Annotated in this window: 18 protein-coding genes and 2 pseudogenes; 11 read left to right on the top strand and 9 right to left on the bottom strand. The window is 52.5% G+C overall.

Features of this window, described 5'->3' with window-relative positions; all coding sequences use genetic code 11:
• Positions 1-74 precede the first annotated feature (74 nt).
• From plsC to NL510_RS04525, 3 genes are all read left to right on the top strand, one after another.
• Complete coding sequence (plsC, locus tag NL510_RS04515; protein WP_253381968.1) at positions 75-812, top strand: 1-acylglycerol-3-phosphate O-acyltransferase; 738 nt, start codon at positions 75-77, stop codon at positions 810-812.
• A gap of 59 nt (positions 813-871) precedes the next feature.
• A complete protein-coding gene (ftsP, locus tag NL510_RS04520; RefSeq protein WP_253381970.1) occupies positions 872-2284 on the top strand; it encodes a cell division protein FtsP in 1413 nt (470 codons plus the stop codon).
• Between the two features lie 141 nt (positions 2285-2425).
• Positions 2426-4597: a YgiQ family radical SAM protein gene (locus NL510_RS04525; RefSeq protein ID WP_253381972.1), complete on the top strand. Its 2172-nt coding sequence runs from the start codon at positions 2426-2428 to the stop codon at positions 4595-4597.
• A 30-nt stretch (positions 4598-4627) separates the two neighbouring features.
• Here the strand turns inward: NL510_RS04525 and dkgA are convergent, their stop codons facing one another.
• Positions 4628-5455 (bottom strand): 2,5-didehydrogluconate reductase DkgA, encoded by an 828-nt coding sequence (dkgA, locus tag NL510_RS04530; RefSeq protein WP_253381974.1) that lies wholly within the window; start codon positions 5453-5455, stop codon positions 4628-4630.
• 106 nt (positions 5456-5561) lie between these two features.
• A complete protein-coding gene (gene yqhD / locus NL510_RS04535; protein ID WP_253381976.1) occupies positions 5562-6725 on the bottom strand; it encodes an alcohol dehydrogenase in 1164 nt (387 codons plus the stop codon).
• 195 nt (positions 6726-6920) lie between these two features.
• Here yqhD and NL510_RS04540 point away from each other — a divergent pair, with 195 nt between their 5' ends.
• Positions 6921-7820 (top strand): AraC family transcriptional regulator, encoded by a 900-nt coding sequence (locus NL510_RS04540; protein ID WP_253381978.1) that lies wholly within the window; start codon positions 6921-6923, stop codon positions 7818-7820.
• 28 nt (positions 7821-7848) lie between these two features.
• On the opposite strand, the gene yghB is transcribed toward NL510_RS04540, so the two are convergent.
• Positions 7849-8508 (bottom strand): DedA family general envelope maintenance protein YghB, encoded by a 660-nt coding sequence (yghB, locus tag NL510_RS04545; RefSeq protein ID WP_253381980.1) that lies wholly within the window; start codon positions 8506-8508, stop codon positions 7849-7851.
• A 143-nt stretch (positions 8509-8651) separates the two neighbouring features.
• Positions 8652-9839, bottom strand: coding sequence for a cystathionine beta-lyase (metC, locus tag NL510_RS04550; RefSeq protein WP_253381982.1), 1188 nt, complete (start codon positions 9837-9839; stop codon positions 8652-8654).
• 252 nt (positions 9840-10091) lie between these two features.
• On the opposite strand from metC, the gene exbB reads away from it, so the two are divergent.
• Together exbB and exbD are read left to right on the top strand one after the other, a co-directional pair.
• Positions 10092-10823: a tol-pal system-associated acyl-CoA thioesterase gene (exbB, locus tag NL510_RS04555; RefSeq protein WP_253381984.1), complete on the top strand. Its 732-nt coding sequence runs from the start codon at positions 10092-10094 to the stop codon at positions 10821-10823.
• Positions 10824-10827: 4 nt separating this feature from the next.
• Positions 10828-11253, top strand: coding sequence for a TonB system transport protein ExbD (gene exbD, locus NL510_RS04560; protein ID WP_253381986.1), 426 nt, complete (start codon positions 10828-10830; stop codon positions 11251-11253).
• A gap of 33 nt (positions 11254-11286) precedes the next feature.
• On the opposite strand, the gene NL510_RS04565 is transcribed toward exbD, so the two are convergent.
• Positions 11287-11721, bottom strand: coding sequence for a cytoplasmic protein (locus NL510_RS04565; protein ID WP_253381988.1), 435 nt, complete (start codon positions 11719-11721; stop codon positions 11287-11289).
• A gap of 1 nt (position 11722) precedes the next feature.
• A complete protein-coding gene (locus NL510_RS04570; RefSeq protein WP_253384745.1) occupies positions 11723-12127 on the bottom strand; it encodes a hypothetical protein in 405 nt (134 codons plus the stop codon).
• 102 nt (positions 12128-12229) lie between these two features.
• On the opposite strand from NL510_RS04570, the gene NL510_RS04575 reads away from it, so the two are divergent.
• From NL510_RS04575 to NL510_RS04585, 4 genes and pseudogenes are all read left to right on the top strand, one after another.
• The gene (locus tag NL510_RS04575; RefSeq protein ID WP_253381990.1) at positions 12230-12733 is read left to right on the top strand and encodes an ESA_00282 family adhesion-associated protein; all 504 of its coding nucleotides are present in this window, start codon (positions 12230-12232) and stop codon (positions 12731-12733) included.
• Positions 12734-12814: 81 nt separating this feature from the next.
• Positions 12815-12958, top strand: a pseudogene (locus NL510_RS22980) (TIGR00645 family protein); the annotation flags it as partial.
• Between the two features lie 32 nt (positions 12959-12990).
• Positions 12991-13140 (top strand): annotated as a pseudogene (locus NL510_RS04580) (dienelactone hydrolase family protein); the annotation flags it as partial.
• 114 nt (positions 13141-13254) lie between these two features.
• Positions 13255-14874: a methyl-accepting chemotaxis protein gene (locus NL510_RS04585; protein WP_253381992.1), complete on the top strand. Its 1620-nt coding sequence runs from the start codon at positions 13255-13257 to the stop codon at positions 14872-14874.
• Position 14875: 1 nt separating this feature from the next.
• Here the strand turns inward: NL510_RS04585 and fucR are convergent, their stop codons facing one another.
• On the bottom strand, positions 14876-15661 hold the full coding sequence (gene fucR, locus NL510_RS04590; RefSeq protein WP_253381994.1) for an L-fucose operon activator: 786 nt from the start codon (positions 15659-15661) through the stop codon (positions 14876-14878).
• A 39-nt stretch (positions 15662-15700) separates the two neighbouring features.
• The gene (gene yghU, locus NL510_RS04595; protein WP_253381995.1) at positions 15701-16573 is read right to left on the bottom strand and encodes a glutathione-dependent disulfide-bond oxidoreductase; all 873 of its coding nucleotides are present in this window, start codon (positions 16571-16573) and stop codon (positions 15701-15703) included.
• Between the two features lie 155 nt (positions 16574-16728).
• Between yghU and gss the strand changes: the two genes are divergently transcribed.
• Complete coding sequence (gss, locus tag NL510_RS04600; RefSeq protein ID WP_253381997.1) at positions 16729-18588, top strand: bifunctional glutathionylspermidine amidase/synthase; 1860 nt, start codon at positions 16729-16731, stop codon at positions 18586-18588.
• A gap of 45 nt (positions 18589-18633) precedes the next feature.
• On the opposite strand, the gene NL510_RS04605 is transcribed toward gss, so the two are convergent.
• A complete protein-coding gene (locus NL510_RS04605) occupies positions 18634-20157 on the bottom strand; it encodes an HD domain-containing protein (RefSeq protein ID WP_253381999.1) in 1524 nt (507 codons plus the stop codon).
• Positions 20158-20669 lie beyond the last annotated feature (512 nt).

Consider the following 20669-nt stretch of genomic DNA (forward strand, 5'->3'; position numbering starts at 1 on the left):
CGCGCTCGTAATAAAGTCCTTACCTGGCCACAGGTGAAGTATAATTGTCAGTTGTTGGGGCTTCAGAGGTCGCTATGCTATACATTGTTCGTCTTGTTCTTACCGTTATCTACTGCATCCTGGTCTGTGTTTTCGGCTGCATCTATTGCCTGTTCAGCCCGCGTAATCCGAAGCATGTTTCGACCTTTGGTCACATGTTCGGCCGCCTTGCGCCACTTTATGGCCTGAAAGTAGAAAAACGCCTGCCTGAAGGGGCTGAGCATTTCGGTAACGCCATCTACATTGCTAACCACCAGAACAACTTCGATATGGTGACAGCCGCAAATATCGTTCTGCCGCCGACCGTGACCGTGGGTAAAAAGAGTCTGCTGTGGATCCCGTTTTTCGGCCAGCTGTACTGGCTTACCGGTAACCTGCTGATCGACCGTAATAATCGTGCGAAAGCGCACAGCACTATTGCGGAAGTGGTGAATCACTTCAAAAAACGCAAAATCTCTATCTGGATGTTTCCGGAAGGGACACGGAGCCGGGGTCGTGGCCTGCTGCCGTTTAAAACCGGTGCGTTTCATGCGGCAATTGCGGCGGGCGTTCCAATTATTCCCGTGTGTGTTTCCAATACTTCGAATAAGATTAATCTTAACCGCCTGAAGAACGGGCTGGTGATTGTCGAAATGCTGCCGCCGGTAGAGACTCGCGAATACGGTAAAGATCAGGTTCGTGCGCTGGCAACGCACTGCCGGGAACTGATGGCTCAGCATATCGCGCTGCTCGACAAAGAAGTCGCAGAGAGAGAAGCCGCCGGCAAAATTTAAGCGGGCGTTATAAGGGAAAACGAATTCCCCTGTTGTTAGTCGTTTCAGATGGAGCTTATATGTCATTCAGTCGGCGTCAGTTTATTCAGGCTTCCGGGATTGCCCTTTTTGCAGGTGCGATGCCGTTGACAGCCAACGCCGCCGGGCGGCAACCGCAACTGCCCATTCCGCCGTTGATTGAATCCCGTCGCGGACAACCCCTTTTCCTCACCCTACAGCGCAGCCACTGGTCTTTCACCCAGGGAACGCGTGCGTCGGTATGGGGCATTAATGGCCGTTACCTTGGGCCAACCATTCGTGTCTGGAATGGCGACGACGTTAAGCTTATCTACAGTAACCGCACCACTGAAAATGTCGCCATGACCACCAGCGGGTTGCAGGTTCCCGGGCCGTTGATTGGCGGCCCGGCGCGGATGATGTCGCCAAATGCCGACTGGGCGCCAGTGCTGCCGATCCGTCAGAGCGCTGCCACCTTGTGGTATCACGCGAATACGCCAAACCGTGCTGCGCAGCAGGTATATAACGGCCTCGCCGGGATGTGGTTGATTGAAGATGAAATCAGCAAATCTCTGCCGATCCCGAATCACTACGGGGTGGATGATTTCCCGGTCATTATTCAGGACAAACGTATTGATAACTTCGGCTCGCCGGAATACAGCGAGCCGGGCAGCGGTGGCTTTGTGGGCGATACGCTGTTGGTAAACGGCGCGCAAAGCCCGTACGTGGAAGTCTCTCGCGGGTGGGTGCGTCTGCGCCTGCTGAACGCCTCTAACTCGCGCCGCTACCAGTTGCAGATGAGCGATGGTCGCGCGCTGCATGTGATATCAGGCGATCAGGGCTTTTTGCCGGCGCCGGTTTCCGTGAAACAGCTGGCGCTGGCGCCGGGTGAACGTCGTGAAATCCTGGTGGATATGACCAACGGCAATGAAGTGTCTGTGACCTGCGGTGAAGCGGCGAGCATTGTTGATCGTATTCGCGGTTTCTTTGAGCCGTCGAGCGTGCTGGTCTCTACGCTGGTGCTGACACTGCGTCCAACCGGCTTGCTGCCGCTGGTGACTGACAGCCTGCCCATGCGTTTGCTCCCGCAGGCGATCATGAGCGGCCCGCCGGTGCGTAGCCGTGATATAAGTCTGGGCGACGATCCTGGCATTAACGGGACACTGTGGGATGTTAATCGCATTGATATCACCGCCCAGCAAGGCACCTGGGAACGCTGGACGGTACGCTCGGACATGCCGCAGTCGTTCCATATTGAAGGGGTGAGCTTCCTTATCCGCAACGTGAACGGCGCGATGCCGTTCCCGGAAGATCGCGGCTGGAAAGATACCGTCTGGGTGGATGGTCAGGTGGAACTGCTGGTCTACTTTGGTCAGCCTTCGTGGCCGCACTTTCCGTTCCTGTTCCATAGCCAGACGCTGGAGATGATGGACAGGGGGTCCGTGGGGCAAATTCTGGTGAACCCCTCGCCCTGACTCACCCCTTATCCCGGCCCTCACCCCTATGGGAAGCAGGCCGGGTTGAAGGGTAAACCCTGCGCATAATACCCCTTCATTTCCCACCGAGATCCAGCGTATAATCCCGCTCCTTTTGTCTATTTTTTCTTCGGAAGCATTATGAGCGCAATTTCCCTGATCCAGCCGGATCGTGACCTCTTCTCCTGGCCCCAGTACTGGGCGGCCTGCTTTGGACCGGCGTCATTTCTGCCGATGTCCCGTGAAGAGATGGACCAACTGGGCTGGGATAGCTGCGATATCATTCTGGTGACGGGCGATGCCTACGTCGATCACCCGAGCTTTGGTATGGCGATCTGTGGCCGTATGCTCGAAGCGCAGGGCTTCCGCGTGGGGATCATTTCGCAGCCAGACTGGAACAGCAAAGATGCGTTCATGGCGCTCGGCAAACCGAACCTGTTCTTCGGCGTGACCGCAGGCAACATGGATTCGATGATCAACCGCTATACCGCCGACCGCAAGCTGCGCCATGACGACGCCTACACTGCCGATAACGTGGCGGGTAAACGGCCGGATCGCGCGACCCTTGTTTACACCCAGCGATGCAAAGAAGCATGGAAAGACGTGCCGGTTATCCTGGGGGGCATCGAGGCCAGCCTCCGACGTACTGCGCATTACGATTACTGGTCAGATACCGTCCGTCGTTCTGTGCTGGTGGACTCCAAAGCCGATATGCTGATCTTCGGTAACGGTGAACGCCCGCTGGTTGAAGTCGCGCACCGTCTGGCGCAGGGCGAGCCTGTTGGCGAGATCCGCGACGTGCGTAACACTGCGATCATGGTGAAAGAGGCGTTACCTGGCTGGCGCGGTGTGGATTCCCGTATCATCGATATGCCGGGTAAAATCGACCCGATCCCGCATCCTTACGGTGACGATCTGCCGTGTGCGGATAACAAACCGGTTGCGCCGAAAAAAGCCGAAGCCAAAGCCGTTGTGGTCCAGCCGCCGCGTCCGAAGCCGTGGGAAAAGACCTATGTCCTGCTGCCCTCATTCGAGAAGGTCAAAAGCGACAAAGTGCTGTATGCGCATGCGTCCCGTATTTTGCACCATGAAACCAACCCGGGCTGTGCGCGAGCGCTTATGCAAAAGCACGGTGAGCGCTATATTTGGGTTAACCCACCGGCCATTCCGCTCTCTACCGAAGAGATGGACAGCGTCTTTGCGCTACCGTATAAGCGCGTGCCGCATCCGGCTTACGGCAACAGCCGCATTCCGGCCTACGAGATGATCCGTTTCTCGATCAATATCATGCGTGGCTGTTTCGGCGGCTGCTCCTTCTGCTCCATTACCGAGCACGAAGGCCGCATTATCCAGAGCCGGTCGGAGGATTCAATCGTCAACGAGATCGAAGCCATTCGCGACTCGGTTCCGGGCTTTACCGGCGTGATCTCCGATCTGGGTGGCCCAACCGCCAATATGTATATGCTGCGCTGTAAGTCACCGCGCGCGGAGCAGACCTGTCGGCGCCTCTCCTGCGTCTATCCGAGCATTTGCGAGCATATGGACACCAACCACGAACCGACGATCAACCTGTACCGTCGCGCCCGCGATCTGAAAGGTATCAAGAAAATCCTGATCGCCTCCGGGGTACGTTACGACATCGCGGTGGAAGATCCGCGCTACATCAAAGAGCTGGCGACGCATCATGTTGGTGGTTATCTGAAGATTGCGCCGGAGCACACCGAAGAAGGCCCGCTGTCGAAGATGATGAAGCCGGGCATGGGCAGCTACGATCGCTTCAAAGAGCTGTTCGATACCTACTCGAAGCAGGCGAGGAAAGAGCAGTATCTGATCCCGTACTTTATCTCTGCGCACCCCGGCACGCGCGACGAAGATATGGTCAACCTGGCCCTGTGGCTGAAGCAACGTCGCTTCCGTCTGGATCAGGTACAAAACTTCTATCCGTCACCGCTCGCCAACTCAACGACCATGTATTACACCGGCAAGAACCCGCTGAGTAAGATTGGCTATAAAAGCGAAGACGTGGTGGTGCCGAAAGGAGATAAGCAGCGTCGTCTGCACAAAGCCCTGCTGCGTTACCACGATCCGGCAAACTGGCCGCTTATCCGCCAGGCGCTGGAAGAGATGGGTAAAAAGCACCTGATCGGTTCGCGCCGCGACTGTCTGGTGCCTGCGCCCACGCTGGATGAGATGCGTGAAGCGCGCCGTCAGAATCGCCATGCGCGCCCGGCGCTGACCAGGCACGCGCCGATTGTGCATCAGCGTTCGAACGGTCAATCCAGTGCGAAGAAACCGGTTAAGCGCAAAGCGTAAAATAAAAACCCCGGCGAGCCGGGGTTTCTTTTAGCCGCCAAACTGATCCGGGTACGGCCCAAGCCGCTTGCCCTGATCCAGTTTTGCAATTTCGCTCAGTTCATCTTTGTCGAGGCGGAAATCCCAGACGTCGAAGTTCTCGGCGATGCGCGATGGCGTGACCGATTTTGGGATTACCACCAGGCCGCTATCCAGATGCCAGCGAATGACAATCTGAGCCGGGGTCCTGCCGTACTTATCCGCCAGATCGCGGATAACTTTCTGGTCGAACACCCCTTCACCGCCCTGGGCCAGCGGGCTCCAGGATTCGGTCTGGATCTTGTGGGTAGCATTCCACGCATGCAACTGACGCTGCTGCAACAGCGGGTGCAACTCAATCTGGTTGATCACCGGCGCGACGCCGGTCTCGTCAATTAAACGTTGCAGGTGGTGTATCTGGAAATTACACACGCCAATACTTTTCGCCAGCCCTTGCTGCTGTAGCTCAATCATCCCTTTCCAGGCATCAACATAATGATCGATAGCCGGAACTGGCCAGTGCATCAAATACAGATCGACAGAATCGAGCTGGAGCTTATCCAGACTCTCCCGCAAGGCGTCGTGGGGGCGTTTCTGATCGTCGTTCCACAGTTTGGTGGTAATGAAAAGATCGTCCCGGGGCAGGCCAGCACTTGCCAGCGCTTTACCCACGCCGTCTTCATTTTTATACGCGGCGGCGGTATCAATAGACCGATAGCCAACCTCAAGTGCTTTATGAATGGCGGAGACGACCTCGTCGTTACCGGCTTTCCATACACCTAGCCCCAACTGGGGCATCACGTTGCCGTCCTGCAGCTTGATTACGGTTTGGTTTGCCATTTTTCCTCCTTCAAGTGCTCATCGTCGAAGGGGAACCCCCGACGATGTGGTGTGCATTAAGTCTGGACGAAATGCCAAAAAACGAAAGTCAGGATAACAAAAACGCTTAGCGCGCGGCTTCGTAAATACGACGGCTCACGTCCAGGGTGATGTCGCCTTGCTCGCCGATTTGCGTCATACCGTGTTCTTCCAGTTTCGCCAGCAGGGCAGGGATAGTGCTGCCATCCAGGCCGTAGCCAGAAAGGCGCGTTGGCACACCCAGGCTTTCGAAGAAGTTACGGGTAGCAACGATGGCGGCATCAATACGCGCATCGTCAGAACCTTCGGTGATGCTCCATACGCGCTCAGCGTACTGCAGCAGTTTGGCGTGCTTGGTATCACGTTTTTCATTCCACAGCGCAGGCAGAACCACCGCCAGCGTTTGAGCATGATCCAAGCCGTGCATTGCCGTCAGTTCGTGGCCCAACATGTGGGTTGCCCAGTCCTGCGGCACGCCCGCGCCGATCAGGCCGTTAAGCGCCTGAGTCGCAGCCCACATTACATTGGCACGCACGTTATAGTTTTCCGGCTCTTTCAGCGCTTTCGGGCCCTCTTCGATAAGCGTCAGCAGAATACCTTCCGCGAAACGATCCTGAATTTTAGCATCGACCGGGTAAGTCACGTACTGTTCAACGGTATGAACAAAGGCATCGACCACGCCATTAGCCACCTGACGGGCAGGCAGGGTGTAGGTATAAACCGGATCGAGAACGGCGAATACCGGCTGAACGTGTTCGTTCATAAAGGCCTGCTTGTCGCCGGTCGCTTTACGGGAGATCACCGCGCCTTTGTTGGATTCAGAACCGGTGGCTGGCAGAGTTAATACGGAACCCATTGGGATCGCGCTGTTGATGTCGCTGCCGCCGTTTTTCAGGATCTGCCATGGATCGACGCCGTCAGCATAGTGTGCAGCCGCCGCGATGAATTTGGTGCCGTCCAGGACGGAACCGCCGCCCACTGCCAGCAGGAAGGTGATGTTCTCGTCGCGGGCGATTTTGACCGCATTCATCAGGGTTTCGTAAGACGGGTTGGGTTCAATGCCGCCGAATTCGCGTACGTTCAGACCTTCCAGCGCGCTGTAGACCTGGTCCAGCACGCCGGTTTTTTTCACGCTGCCGCCGCCGTAAGTAATCAGTACGCGGGCGTCCGCAGGGATCTGTGCACGCAGGTCGGCAATGGCGCCTTTACCAAACAGGATGCGGGTTGGGGTGTGGAGAGTAAAATTATTCATTGCTCGTTCCCTTTTGTGGGTGAAGAACCGGGGTGGCGCAGATGGCTACCTGATGCTGCACATTGTGGCGGGCTGTGGCGCTCCTCTCAATGCACATTCCTGCTGATGTCTTGCCCATTTCTACAGAGCGCTGGAGAATCCTGGAGGAAATGAGCACACTGTAAGCGTCGGAAACCGTCCCCGGAGAGAGCCATTATGAAGCGAGAAGCCATTTGTCAGCAGCTAACGTCGCAGATTAAAAGATTGATAGATAACGGAAATAATGCAGCGGAATGGCTGCCGGACATTCGCCTGCTTTATGGGACGCAGCCTGGAACCCGCACACCTGTGATGTACCAGCCGGGCATCGTTTTTCTCTTTTCGGGCCATAAAATTGGCTACATCAATGAACGCGTGTTTCGTTATGACACCAATGAATACTTGCTGCTGACGGTACCTTTACCCTTTGAGTGTGAAACTTTCGCGACAGAGGCCGTTCCGCTGGCGGGTATTCGCGTTAATGTCGATATCCTTCAGCTTCAGGAGTTGCTGATGGATATTGGAGAAGACGTGCTGTTCCAGCCATCGATGGCGGCAAGCGGGATTAATTCGGCAACGCTCTCTGAAGCGATCCTCTGCGCCATTGAGCGCCTGCTGGACGTCTTCGACAGGCCGCTGGATGCCCGTATTCTCGGTAAGCAGATTATCCGTGAAATACTCTATCACGTGCTGCTGGGGCCGGGCGGAGGGGCGCTACTGGCGCTGGTCAGCCGTCAGACGCACTTTAGCCTGATCAGCCGCGTCCTCAAGCGTATCGAAAGCCAGTACACGGAAAACCTCAGCGTTGACCAACTGGCGGCGGAAGCCAACATGAGCGTTTCGGCGTTTCACCATAATTTTAAGTCAGTGACCAGCACCTCTCCGCTGCAGTATCTCAAAACCTACCGGCTGCATAAGGCGCGCATGATGATGATCCACGATGGCATGAAGGCCAGCGCGGCGGCGATGCGGGTTGGGTATGAAAGTGCGTCGCAATTCAGTCGCGAGTTTAAGCGCTACTTCGGCGTCACGCCGGGGGAAGATGCTACGCGCATCCGAACGATGCAGGGCGCTTAAGGTTTTTACTCTTCTTCCTGGGGGAGAATCACGCGTTGCAGTATTTCTTCTTAATCACGATGGCGATGGTCCCCACCAGCCCTGCCACCAGCAGGACGACTGGCAGCACCATCAGAAAGGTCATGACCTGATCTTCATGGCGTTTGACAAAGGGGATCATATTCAGCGCGTAGCCGAGCGTGGTGACAACGCCCACCCACAGCAGCGCGCTCAGCCAGTTAAAAAACTGGAAGCGGCGATTCGACAGCCCGGAGATGCCCGCCATTGTTGGCAGCAGGGTGCGAACAAAGGCGAGGAAACGGCCAGCCAGCAGCGCCAGCAGGCCATGGCGGTCGAACATGCAGGTTGCACGCTGATGATACTTATGCGGCAACTGCGCCAGCCAGCTTTTCACGACACGGGTGTTGCCCAGCCAGCGGCCCTGCAGATAGCTCAACCAGCAGCCCAGGCTGGCAGCGGAAGTAAGGATAATCATCGTCGGCGCGAAATCCATAACGCCTTTCCCGATCAACGCGCCTGCGAGTAAAAGCAGGCTGTCACCGGGTAAAAATGAGGCAGGCAGTAGTCCATTTTCCAGAAACAGGGTTGCGAACATCACGAAATAGACGATGCCTACAACGTGAGGGTCGGCCAGCGCGGCAAAATCGTGTTGCCAAAGCGCGCCAATAATATCTTGAATAACAGCCATGGACTTTCCTGTGGAACAGCAGATAGAGCGCTATTGTACACCCTGGGAAACGCGCTGGGTTTGATCGCAAACGCAACTCATGCAGACTTTCTAACAGGCCATGTCCACAAAAGCGTCCGGGGCGTACATTTTCATCCAGCACTCTACACGATACGTGCAAACCCTGCCGCTAAATCCGCTATCAAATCGTCAACATTTTCTAAACCAATATGCAGACGGATCAGGGTTCCAGTAAAGTCCACACCGCCGCCGGGGCGCAAAGCTGCGATTTGCTCAGGCTGGTTAGGCAGGATCAAGGATTCATATCCGCCCCAGGAGTAGGCCATGCTAAAGAGGGTAAAATTGTCCAGATAGCTTGCCAGCTCGTCATTATTTAGCCGTTTTTTCAAAATGAATGAGAACAAACCGCTACTGCCCGTAAAGTCACGTTGCCAGTACGCATGGCCTTTGCTGCCCAAAAGCGCGGGGTGGTTGACGCGCTCCACCTGCGGGTGCTGCGCCAGCCACTCGGCAATTTTGAGACTGCTTTCATGATGCTGACGCAGACGAACCCCCAGCGTACGAATGCCGCGGCTGGTCATATAAGCGGTATCGGCATCTACCATCTGGCCCATCAGGTAAGCATTTTCCCGGAGCTGATCCCAGCAGCGCGCGTTGGAAACCGCGGTGCCGATCATTCCGTCGGAGTGACCAATCAGATACTTGGTGGCCGCCTGGATAGAGATATCAATGTCGAATTCCAGCGCCTTGAACAAGACGCCCGCCGCCCAGGTGTTATCAATCATGATGATAGCGTCTGGCGCCTTGCTGCGTACGGCTTTAACAATAGCGGGGACGTCATGAACTTCCATGGTGATAGAGCCCGGAGATTCCAGGAACACAATGCGCGTGTTTGGCTGAATAAGATCGGCGATGCCTTCACCTGTCAGCGGATCGAACCAGCCGGTGGTGACGCCGAGCTTGCTGAGGATTTTGCTGCAGAAGTCCTGGCTGGGTTCGTAAGCGGTGTTGGTCATCAGGATATGGTCACCCTGTTCCACAAACGCAAGAATGGTATTGGCGACAGCCGCTGCGCCGCACGGGAAAAGGGCGCAACCCGCGCCGCCTTCCAGTTCGCACATCGCTTCCTGCAGCGAGAAGTGGGTTAGCGTGCCTCGACGACCATAAAACAGCCCGCCTTTGGCGCGATGACGGGTGGCGATTTTTTTGTCCTCAACGGTATCAAATACCAGTGAGGAGGCTCGTTGAATCACGCTGTTGACCGATCCCTGGGTATATTTTTTGCTGCGTCCGGCCTGCACCAGTGTGGTATCAAGATGCTTTTTTGTCATGTTTGCCAACCCTGTTTTTTATACGTCTGGACGTCCAGACTACCACGATTGTAAAAATGTGCACTCTGATGCTTATCGAATAAGCACAAAATTTTATTAAAAATGGGCATAAGAAATTTTTACTGCGTAAGCGCAAGGAAATTGAGCGAAAATTGCGGCACTATGTAAATACTAATGAGAACGACTATCAATTCGACGTTGATTTGATATCATTACGCTCAGAATTTGTGATTTGCGTCCTGGAGATACAGAGTGGGTAATAATTTGATGCAGACGGATCTCTCCGTCTGGGGCATGTACCATCATGCTGACATCGTGGTTAAGATTGTGATGATCGGCCTGATTCTTGCGTCCGTTGTCACCTGGGCTATTTTCTTTAGCAAAAGCGTCGAACTTATTTCGCAAAAGCGCCGTCTCAAGCGCGAACAGCGGCAGCTTGCCGACGCCCGCTCTCTGGATCAGGCCGCAGAGATGACCTCATCCTTCCACGCGAAAAGCCTGACCTCCCTGTTAGTGAACGAAGCGCAGAACGAGCTGGAACTCTCCGCAGGCAGTGAAGATAACGAAGGCATTAAAGAACGTACCGGCTTCCGCCTGGAACGCCGCGTTGCTGCTGTGGGTCGTCATATGGGGCGTGGGAATGGTTACCTGGCCACTATTGGCGCTATCTCACCCTTTGTCGGCTTGTTCGGTACGGTCTGGGGCATCATGAACAGCTTTATCGGCATTGCACAGACGCAGACCACCAACCTGGCCGTTGTTGCTCCGGGTATCGCAGAAGCGCTGCTGGCCACGGCTATCGGTCTGGTTGCGGCCATCCCCGCGGTGGTTATCTATAACCTCTTCGCGCGTATGATTGGCAGCTATAAAGCGACCCTTGGTGACGTTGCGGCGCAGGTACTGCTGCTGCAAAGCCGTGACCTTGACCTGAATGCCAGCGCCGTAAAACCGGTGCACGCGGCGTCTAAACTGCGCGTAGGTTGATTGTATGGCGATGCGTCTTAACGAAAATCTGGACGATAACGGCGAAATGCATGAAATCAACGTGACGCCGTTCATCGACGTTATGTTGGTTCTGCTGATTATCTTCATGGTTGCTGCGCCGCTGGCAACGGTAGACGTGAAGGTAAATCTGCCCGCCTCTTCCAGCCAGCCGCAGCCGCGCCCGGAAAAGCCAATCTACATTTCGGTGAAAGCGGATAAATCTATGTTCCTCGGGAATGACCCGGTGACGGATGAGTCGGTTATTCCGGCGCTGGATCAGCTTACCGGCGGCAAAAAAGACACTACCGTCTTCTTCCGTGCGGACAAAACCGTCGACTATGAAACCATGATGAAGGTTATGGACACGCTGCATCAGGCGGGGTATCTGAAGATTGGCCTGGTCGGCGAAGAGAAAGCTGCCGCGAAATAACCAGAGGAGCTGGCGAAAGTCAGCTTTGTTTTGTTAGCGTTTTACTTCGGGAGCCTCGGCTTGCGCCTCTTCATTGAGCGCAACACAGGTGACGTTTGAGGTGTGATACTCACCTTCAGACAGTTTGCGGGTCAAACGCAGCGTCGCGGTCTCTTTCGCCAGCAGGTACTGGTAGTTGGCTTCCAGGCGACCGAGAATTTTTTCTTTAAGCTCTGGACGCAGCTCGATAATGGCATTAATGGCCGTGCCGTAAATCTCTTCCTTCACCTGCAAAGAATATATCTCGCGACGGTTGTGCCATTTCAGGCGCACCAGCGTAGCCGGAATCGAGACCAAATCCTGGCTAATACGCGTCATCTCAGCATTTTTACTGTTTCGCAGCGCCTCGATATTTTGCTTTAAGATAAACTCATCACTTTTTTTGTTATCTAAAGTCAAATACACATTATTATCGCTAACCTGTTTCATATTATTCATCCCCAAGTTGATAAAAAATGGGGTGGTTTTTTTCATGCGTTATTAAGTTAAGCCAAATTTCATTGCCGGCTTCATTAATTTCTTTGGTTTTATCGGCCATTATTCTGCTGAGCGTTTGGGCATCTATTTCGCCCTCGGCCTGCAGGTCATTTAGCAGGTGAACAAAGGCTTCTATTTTTACAGCGCGAAATAAACGATCTTGTATATGGCGATCGTGCTCGTCCAGCAGCATATTACGGGATTTACCTGTTCGTGAGACACCAATTAATATGTCAGACTCGAAATCGGCTAGCTTTCTTTTACCCTGAGTGAAATTAGCCTCTTTTTCTGCTTCCGTTGGTTGCTGTTCCACAGGCGTGATGTGGTACTTAGCCGGGACAAGATTGTCGGGCAACATTTTATCTTCCTTTAATTTCAACAGGGTGGGGTTGGTAAAGGCGTGAGATTCATTGACAATAACATGAGGCAATTTTAAAATCAAAAAAAATGGAGCCATCCCATGAACAGTATTTTCTTTACGGTCATTACCTTACTATTACTGACCGCTGGTGTTCTTTTATTGATGCAAGCGTTCAATAAAACCAAAGGGACAAACGAGATCAACGATCCTCCACAGCCCGAACGGATGACAAAAGAGGAAGGTGAAGACCATTTCTCTGTTTTGATGAACTCGGTGACGCCGGTGTGGTACTGGCGGGTTAACCACGAATATATCGACTTTTTACACGCGACAATAAAGCGAATGAAGATATCAGAAATTAATGACACGCCAGGATTGTTTGAAGCGCAACGCCGCTGCAGCGACCTGAATTCTGCAGTCTATAAATATTATGACAATATCAAGAAGCGCTGTCTTAATGGTGAGAAAGTGTCATATTCCGATTTAGATGTGTTAAATCTGCGCCAGTGTTTTCGTGAGTTTAGTCTTGAGGCCTATCCTGAACTGGTGGTGTTGGTCTGGCCGGAGTACGCACGTTCCGAGGTCAACCCTAATGATGTGTAAGCCTGGTGTTAGCTAATTGTTGTACACAATTAGCGCCGTTGCGATATATTGCGTGCTGATTTCGTTTGCAGACAGGACTTTTTGGAGCGCTTATTTGAAAATGCAATGTACGCCTCTGACTGGATGCTGGCCCCGGTCTATTTTGGCCTTTCCCTGGCGCTGATTGGGCTGACGATTACGAACTTCCTGGCAATCTTACATGTTCTGCCGAAGGCGATAAAAATATTAATTAGTGCTGGCATACCTATGAAGCAGCGCTTAAATTTAATAATAAGGTTTACGAGGCTTGGATCTCTGCGGGTGTAAGTCACGGATTTCGCAATGTTTCTACCCCAATATACGACGAGCCCGCCGCAGAGTTTGCATGGAAGCTAACGTTAAGCTGGTGTGAAAAGTACCTGAATTAATTACTAAAACGCCATAAAAATTCATCATAAAAGTTTTGATTTTCCCCAGCATCTGCCGATAACGAGGGAAGACTCGCCTCCGGGCGAATTCACCCTCACGGCAAGGAAAACTCTATGCAGATGCTTCGTAATTTCACGATCCGCTTCGTCATGCTGGCGATTCTGGGGATCTTTTGTTTAATGTGGGCAGGCGTGGGGCTGTACAGCACCTGGTCACTGTCCCGCGTCTCTGAGGGCAATGAGGTTGACCGCCAACTGGTCAAACAGATGACGGTGCTCAGCCAGGGCAACGATCAGTATTTCCGCTTTGTGACCCGTCTGAGCCGCGCAATGGACGCCAGGGCCGCAGGCGGTACGCCGGATCTGGCTTCTGCGCAGCAGGCGCTGGATAACATGCGTAGAAAGCTTGCCGAGATGAAAGCCCTCTCCCCTGGCCCCATGGATGAGCAGATTTCCGCTCAGGCGATCGCTGCCTGGCAGGCGCTGCTCGACCAGGGCGTTACGCCGCAGATGCAGCAGGCGAAACAGACATCACTGGATGGCTATCGCCAGCAGGCCAATAACGTTACCCCGCCGTTGAGCCGCGCGTTCGGCGCAGCGACGGAAAACTTTAACAATGCCGCGGCGAAAGCACTCGACAGTACCCGTGTAGTGGTCGATGGCCTGACCAGAATGACCCGGACGGTGATCATCGCCGCCACCATCATTGGCCTGCTGATCCTGCTTTTCACCGACCGTTATCTGGTGGCGATGCTGGTGAAACCTCTGGATCGCATCCGCCTGCAGTTCCGCCAGATTGCGCAGGGCGATCTCAGCCAGCCGATTGAGCCCTTGGGCCGCAACTGCGTAGGCCAGCTGGTTCCTCTGCTGAGCGCCATGCAGGATAGCCTGCGCGAAGCGGTCAGTACCATCCGCTCCGGCAGCGAAAATATCTGGCGCGGGGCAACGGAAATTTCCAGCGGGAATAACGATCTCTCGTCACGTACCGAAGAGCAGGCCGCCGCGCTGGAAGAGACTGCCGCCAGCATGGAACAGTTGACCGCTACGGTGAAGCTGAATGCTGAAAGTGCGCGTCAGGCCAGCCATCTGGCGGATGTAGCCTCGACAACGGCCAGCCGCAGCGCTTCGCTGGTGGACGAGGTGGTCACCACCATGAGCGGTATTTCCGACAGCTCGAAGAAAATTGCTGAAATCACGAACGTGATCAACAGTATCGCCTTTCAGACCAACATTCTGGCACTCAATGCGGCGGTAGAAGCGGCGCGTGCGGGTGAGCAGGGCCGGGGCTTTGCCGTGGTGGCGGGCGAAGTGAGGAATCTGGCGAGCCGCAGCGCCAACGCGGCAAAAGAGATCGAAGGGCTGATTGCCGATTCAGTTTCTCGCGTCGATCAGGGGGCGAAACGGGTGAATGATACCGGCACCACCATGGAAGCCATTCTGCGTGCCGTCACGCAAGTGACGACGATCATGAAGCAGATCGCGTCTGCATCGGAGGAGCAAAGCAAAGGCATTTCGCAGGTCGGCGTAGCTATCAGCCAGATGGACGGCGTCACTCAGCAGAACGCCTCGCTGGTTGAGCAGGTCTCCGCCGCGGCTTCTGCGCTGGAACGCCAGACGGAAGAGCTCCAGCGTTCGGTGCAAAAATTCCGTCTCTCGGCGCACGAACCGCTTAATGCGGTTGCCGCTGCGCCAGCCAGTGCCGTAAACACCCCGGACGACTGGGTTTCGTTCTAAATCATACCTCTGACAGGCCGCCCCGTGCGGCCTCGCGTCTGGAAAGGGGAGCGTCGGTGATCATCTGCGTCACCTGTGATATCTGGCCAATCATCACTTCGCTGGAACGCTGAAATTTACTTTTATCGATCAGCAGCAGGGACTGGTCGGCGCGACGCAACAACTGCGCCTTAAAAGCGGCGTTATGCTCGACCGGATCCCACATGATGCCCTGCTCATCAACGCCCTCGCAGGAGAAGATAAACAGGTCGATTTCCAGCGATCTCAGCAGGGTGACCAGCGTCGGGTTCACATAGCAGCGATACTTACGCTCCAGCATGCCACCCGAACAGATAAGCGTAATGCGCTCACGCTTTGCCATCTCATGACAGATGGGCAGGCTGTTGGTAAAAACGGTGAGTTTTATGTCCGGCAACTGGCGCGCCAGATGAAAACAGGTGGAGCTGGCGTCCAGCGCAAGCGTCATGCCTTCGCTAACCCAGTCCAGGGCGAGGCGGGCGATATCGGCTTTATCGGCATAATGGCTTTTTAAGCGTGTGCCAAAGGGTTCGCCGCCGTCGCGGCTGTCCGGGTGGATCAGCCGTGCGCGCCCGTGCTGGCGCAGGATCTTACCCTGCTGCTGAAGGGCATTCAGATCGCGGCGGATCGTCTCTTTGCTCACCGCAAGCGTTTCTGCCAGCGCGTCGGTGGTCAGCCAGTCGCAGCCGCTCAGCAGCGCAATGATGCGCTGCTGCCGGTTATGCTTTTGCAGAATCTGGCTCTGCTGTTTTAGCATCAGTTCTGACATGCCGCGATCCTTCGGGAAATAAGCGTGATCTTCGCCAGCTTAGGACGCCTGACGCTTATCTTCCGTATTGGTCTCGAAATCGCTCGCCGCATGACGCTCGTGAAGCTGCTCGTTTAGCTCGCCGTTGGTGCGGTTCACAATGCGCCCGCGCTGTACGGCAGGACGGTTTGCGACATCTTTCGCCCAGCGCTGCACGTGGGTGTACTTTTGCGCATCCAGGAACTCGGCGGCGTTATAAACATGACCAAGCGCCACGCTGCCAAACCACGGCCAGATCGCCATATCGGCGATGGTGTACTCTTCCCCCGCCACGTAACGACCGCGCGCAAGCTGTTTATCCAGCACGTCGAACAGGCGTTTGGCTTCCATAGTGAAGCGATCAATTGCGTACTCAATTTTTACCGGAGCATAATTATAGAAGTGACCGAACCCGCCGCCGAGGAACGGTGCAGCCCCTTGCAGCCAGAACAGCCAGTTCAGGGTTTCAGTCCGGCCATCCGGATCTTGTGGCAGGAAGTGACCAAACTTCTCCGCCAGATAGAGCAGGATACTGCCGGATTCAAAGACCCGCGTTGGCGGGGTGGTGGAGTGGTCACGAAGCGCCGGTATTTTCGAGTTCGGGTTTACGTCCACAAAACCGCTTGAGAACTGATCTCCTTCACCGATGCGAATTAACCATGCGTCGTATTCTGCCTCCGTGACGCCCAGAGCCAGCAACTCTTCCAGCATGATAGTTACTTTCTGACCGTTCGGCGTGCCGAGGGAGTAAAGCTGCAGCGGATGAGATCCGACGGGGAGATCTTTCTCATGGGTCGCACCGGAAATTGGGCGGTTAATATTGGCGAACGCGCCGCCACCGCCGTTCTTTTTCCATTCCCATACTTTTGGTGGCTGATACGTGTTATCTGACATGTTGGTCTGCCTTTTCCAGTGAGGTGTTGAGGCAGTTTAGCAGGAGATTTGTGAACCGTTGCAGGTGTATGATAAATCTACCTCTGTCAGGTTAATCGCAACGTGCAGACGACAACTCCTCAAAAAATTGCCGCCTGCCGCTTTAGGTTGGATACATGCATACAGGAAAGTTAAGCACTGACGCTCCATTCGGGACGTTATTAGGCTATGCGCCGGGTGGCGTGGCAATTTACTCTTCAAACTACGGCAGTCTGGACCCGCGTAACTACCCGGAAGACGCGGCGTTCCGCAGCTATATCAGCAACGAATACATGGGCCACAAGTGGCAGTGTGTTGAATTTGCCCGCCGTTTCTTATTTCTCAATTACGGTTATGTCTTTACCGACGTCGGTATGGCGTGGGAGATTTTCTCTCTGCGCTTTTTACGTGAGGTAGTGAACGATAACATTCTGCCGCTACAGGCCTTTGCCAACGGTTCGACACGCGCGCCGCAAACGGGCGCGTTGTTAGTCTGGCAAAAAGGGGGGGAGTTTCATGACACCGGCCATGTGGCGATTATCATCCAGCTGTTGGGCGATAAAGTGCGTATTGCGGAGCAAAACGTCATTCACTCTCCGCTGCCGTTGGGGCAACAGTGGACGCGTGAGCTGCGCCTTAGCATCGGGAACGGTTGTTACCGGATCCACGATACGTTTAATGACACAGAAATTCTCGGCTGGATGATCCAGACGGACGAGGCTGAGCACTCTGTTCCACAACCGCAAATCGACGGCGAGTTGCTGAAAATCAGCGGTGCGCGCCTGAAGAACACCCGTCAGTACGACGGCAAATGGCTTAATGAAGATGATGCACTGCAGCAGGCCTATGTGCGCGCGAATGGCCACGTTATTAATCAAGATCCTTGCCAGTACTTCACCATCACCGAAAGTGCTGAGCAGGAGTTAATTAAAGCGACCAACGAACTGCACCTGATGTATCTGCACGCCACCGACAAGGTGCTGAAGGACGATAACCTACTGGCGCTTTTCGACATCCCGAAAATTCTCTGGCCGCGCCTGCGTCTCTCATGGCAATCGCGTCGCCATCATATGATCACCGGTCGTATGGATTTCTGTATGGATGAGCGCGGCATCAAGGTGTATGAATACAACGCCGACTCGGCGTCCTGCCACACCGAGGGCGGGCTGATCCTCGAAGAGTGGGTCAAAAAAGGTTATCGCGGCGCGGGCCATAACCCGGCTGAGGGCTTACTGGAAGAACTTACCGGTGCATGGAAACACAGCCACGCGCGTCCTTTCGTTCACATCATGCAGGACAATGATGTAGAAGAAGATTATCACGCGCTGTTTATTCAGCGTTCGCTGATGCAGGCGGGTTTTGATACCCGGATCCTGCACGGGCTGGGTGGGCTAAGTTGGGACAGTGCCGGACAGCTGATAGACGACGAAGGCCGGCACGTTAACTGCGTATGGAAGACCTGGGCGTGGGAAACGGCGATTGAGCAGATCCGTGAGGTGAGCGAAACCGAATATGCTGCCGTGCCGATCCGCACCGGACATCCTGAAGGCGAAGTGCGCCTGATTGATGTTTTGCTCCGCCCGGAAGTGCTGGTTTTCGAACCGCTGTGGACGGTGATCCCGGGTAATAAGGCAATCCTGCCGGTGCTATGGCAGCTCTTCCCGAACCATCGTTATCTTCTCGATACCGATTTTGAGGTCAACGATCTGCTGAAGCAGACCGGTTACGCCGTTAAACCGATCGCCGGGCGCTGCGGCAGCAATATCGATCTGATCGGCGCCGGGGACGAACTGCTGGATCAATCCAGCGGCACGTTTAGTGACCGTAAAAATATTTATCAGCAGCTATGGTGCCTGCCGAATGTCGACGGCAAGTACATTCAGGTCTGTACCTTCACGGTGGGTGGCAACTACGGCGGGGCATGTCTGCGCGGAGATGACTCGCTGGTGGTGAAGAAGGAGAGTGATATTGAGCCGTTGATTGTGTTGAAAGATTAGGTATTTATGGTGGCCCTGACTATGTCCGGGCCACTCTTTACCGTATTATTTTTTAATAAGATGCTCCTCAAGTATGGAATTAATATTTGAAGGAAGACTTGTTTTTAACAGTGTAAAATTAGCCGCATCCCTGTCGATAAATACTCTGAAAATATAATTAATCGTCTGGTATTGGTTTAATTTATGCCCGCATTCTTCAAGGTTTTTTGCATCGTAGCTATTATTGAGGTTTTTTACCAAAAGTTTAACTTCAGTTTTATTTATGTCCTTAAATGCAACGTCAGTTTGAATGTCGATAGCAAATTCATTTTCTTTTATAAATTTATTTATCAAGTCGGTTAGATGTTTTTTTATTTTTTGAATGGTTTCTTTAGATGCTGTGTCCGTTATAGTTACGTTGCTCGCATAATATTTTTTTTCATAGACTTTAGACCATGGGCGTCGTTTAATAATGTCATCGAGTATTTTTTCATTGCTGGACGTTGTATTTGTTTTTTCGATCCATTGACCAAGTTTTTCATTAAGAAAATGATCGTCACTACAATCAAGATAAAAGTCTGACAGTAAATGTTCAGCATTCTGATTAGATGCTTTTTGATTTTTTAAATCATCAATAATGAGATTGGGCTGGGATCCTGACTGCATGTTGTTACAAATAATATTAAGCATGGATGAAATCGAGCGATTGGTTTTATGGAAATATATTTGAGAGAAAAGACTTGATCTAGCACCAATAAATTCGACAACGCAATCAATACCACTTTCTTTATAGGCGAGAAAAAGTTTAGCTTCAGATTCCACAGGTACTATAGACATAAACAGCCTATTGTAATCATAAATTCCACTTTTTACACCCGAAAAATAGCTGTCTCTTAGCAAGTAATCCATTCGGTCGGCATCTATGGGACATGATGATATGATTGACGTTAATAACGGCAATATATCAACTTCATGTCCCTGAATCTGACATGTTATTTTTTGATCAGAGTATTTCTTCTCAATTATCTTTAGTACGTTGTCTGGGTCTATATCAACAATAATATCGTTACGTATGTCTGAAAGGATAATAGAGGCGAATATCAATGAGATGTGTTCATGTTCGACTGGGTCGTTATCATTACTTATAAGGTCGAAAACTTCGCTGTATTTATTCCCAAAAAATTCTCTAAGCTCTTTTTTTGTTGGCATAAAACTTTCAAATTGATGCGACATAGGGCCATGACCAACATCATGAAGAAGTGCTGCTAGCCTCAATTCCTGAATGTTCTGGGGTGGGATTTCACTTATATTGCAAAATACATGACCATCTTGGTATTTATTATGATATCTAATGGCATTTAATCTAAGATTTTCAATTATCTCATATGATAAGTGAAGGACTCCTAATGAATGTTCAAAACGGCTATGTACAGCAGAAGGAAAAATTTTATAGAGAAATGAGTTTTGTTTGATATTTCTTAATCTTTGAAATAAAGGGTGATCGATAACTGCCATTTCTAGATTAGTGACTCTTATAATTCCATGTATAGGATCAAGTATTTTTCGGGTTAAATTTTTCTCGAAATCCATAAGTGGCTCCGTAAATAATGTATGCATGAAATGGGGAAGGGAATACTGATAATGTATAATTACCCGATTTATATACTACTAATATAGCAAACTTTATATTTAGCAAGTTTAAAAGACAATTATGTGAAGTGGGTCAAAATTTATTATCTTCAACCACTTAAATATATTATGTTTTTACATCTTGTTTCCAGGTGGCCTTCGCAGATGATGTGGTCACAAATGTGAAAGTGGGAGATGAACAGGTGTCCCAAACGGGTGAAGTAAACTGCTGTGCGCTTATGATGGCAGTCATTACACCGATATTAGCGATATCGATGAGTTATTTGCGCACTAAATCCACTGGTTCGCTTACAGTGTCAGGGTAGATGAGGTGTATGCCCTTGCGCTTCTTTCGTTTTGCCATCCGATTGATCTTTAACTTGTAGACTTTCAGTTACATCTCGTGGGAGAGCATTGTTTTGAAGTCAATGCTCTTTGATTAAAAGGAGATAGTAATAGGTTCAACGGGGCCT

It is taken from the genome of unidentified bacterial endosymbiont, assembly GCF_918797525.1.
Classification (GTDB): Bacteria; Pseudomonadota; Gammaproteobacteria; order Enterobacterales; family Enterobacteriaceae; genus Enterobacter.

Bases quoted from the DNA above. Each gene is read 5' to 3' on its own strand.
- plsC (WP_253381968.1), top strand. From the start codon at position 75: ATGCTATACATTGTTCGTCTTGTTCTTACCGTTATCTACTGCATCCTG.
- ftsP (WP_253381970.1), top strand. From the start codon at position 872: ATGTCATTCAGTCGGCGTCAGTTTATTCAGGCTTCCGGGATTGCCCTT.
- NL510_RS04525 (WP_253381972.1), top strand. From the start codon at position 2,426: ATGAGCGCAATTTCCCTGATCCAGCCGGATCGTGACCTCTTCTCCTGG.
- dkgA (WP_253381974.1), bottom strand. From the start codon at position 5,455: ATGGCAAACCAAACCGTAATCAAGCTGCAGGACGGCAACGTGATGCCC.
- yqhD (WP_253381976.1), bottom strand. From the start codon at position 6,725: ATGAATAATTTTACTCTCCACACCCCAACCCGCATCCTGTTTGGTAAA.
- NL510_RS04540 (WP_253381978.1), top strand. From the start codon at position 6,921: ATGAAGCGAGAAGCCATTTGTCAGCAGCTAACGTCGCAGATTAAAAGA.
- yghB (WP_253381980.1), bottom strand. From the start codon at position 8,508: ATGGCTGTTATTCAAGATATTATTGGCGCGCTTTGGCAACACGATTTT.
- metC (WP_253381982.1), bottom strand. From the start codon at position 9,839: ATGACAAAAAAGCATCTTGATACCACACTGGTGCAGGCCGGACGCAGC.
- exbD (WP_253381986.1), top strand. From the start codon at position 10,828: ATGGCGATGCGTCTTAACGAAAATCTGGACGATAACGGCGAAATGCAT.
- NL510_RS04565 (WP_253381988.1), bottom strand. From the start codon at position 11,721: ATGAAACAGGTTAGCGATAATAATGTGTATTTGACTTTAGATAACAAA.
- NL510_RS04570 (WP_253384745.1), bottom strand. From the start codon at position 12,127: ATGTTGCCCGACAATCTTGTCCCGGCTAAGTACCACATCACGCCTGTG.
- NL510_RS04575 (WP_253381990.1), top strand. From the start codon at position 12,230: ATGAACAGTATTTTCTTTACGGTCATTACCTTACTATTACTGACCGCT.
- NL510_RS04585 (WP_253381992.1), top strand. From the start codon at position 13,255: ATGCAGATGCTTCGTAATTTCACGATCCGCTTCGTCATGCTGGCGATT.
- fucR (WP_253381994.1), bottom strand. From the start codon at position 15,661: ATGTCAGAACTGATGCTAAAACAGCAGAGCCAGATTCTGCAAAAGCAT.
- yghU (WP_253381995.1), bottom strand. From the start codon at position 16,573: ATGTCAGATAACACGTATCAGCCACCAAAAGTATGGGAATGGAAAAAG.
- gss (WP_253381997.1), top strand. From the start codon at position 16,729: ATGCATACAGGAAAGTTAAGCACTGACGCTCCATTCGGGACGTTATTA.
- NL510_RS04605 (WP_253381999.1), bottom strand. From the start codon at position 20,157: ATGGATTTCGAGAAAAATTTAACCCGAAAAATACTTGATCCTATACAT.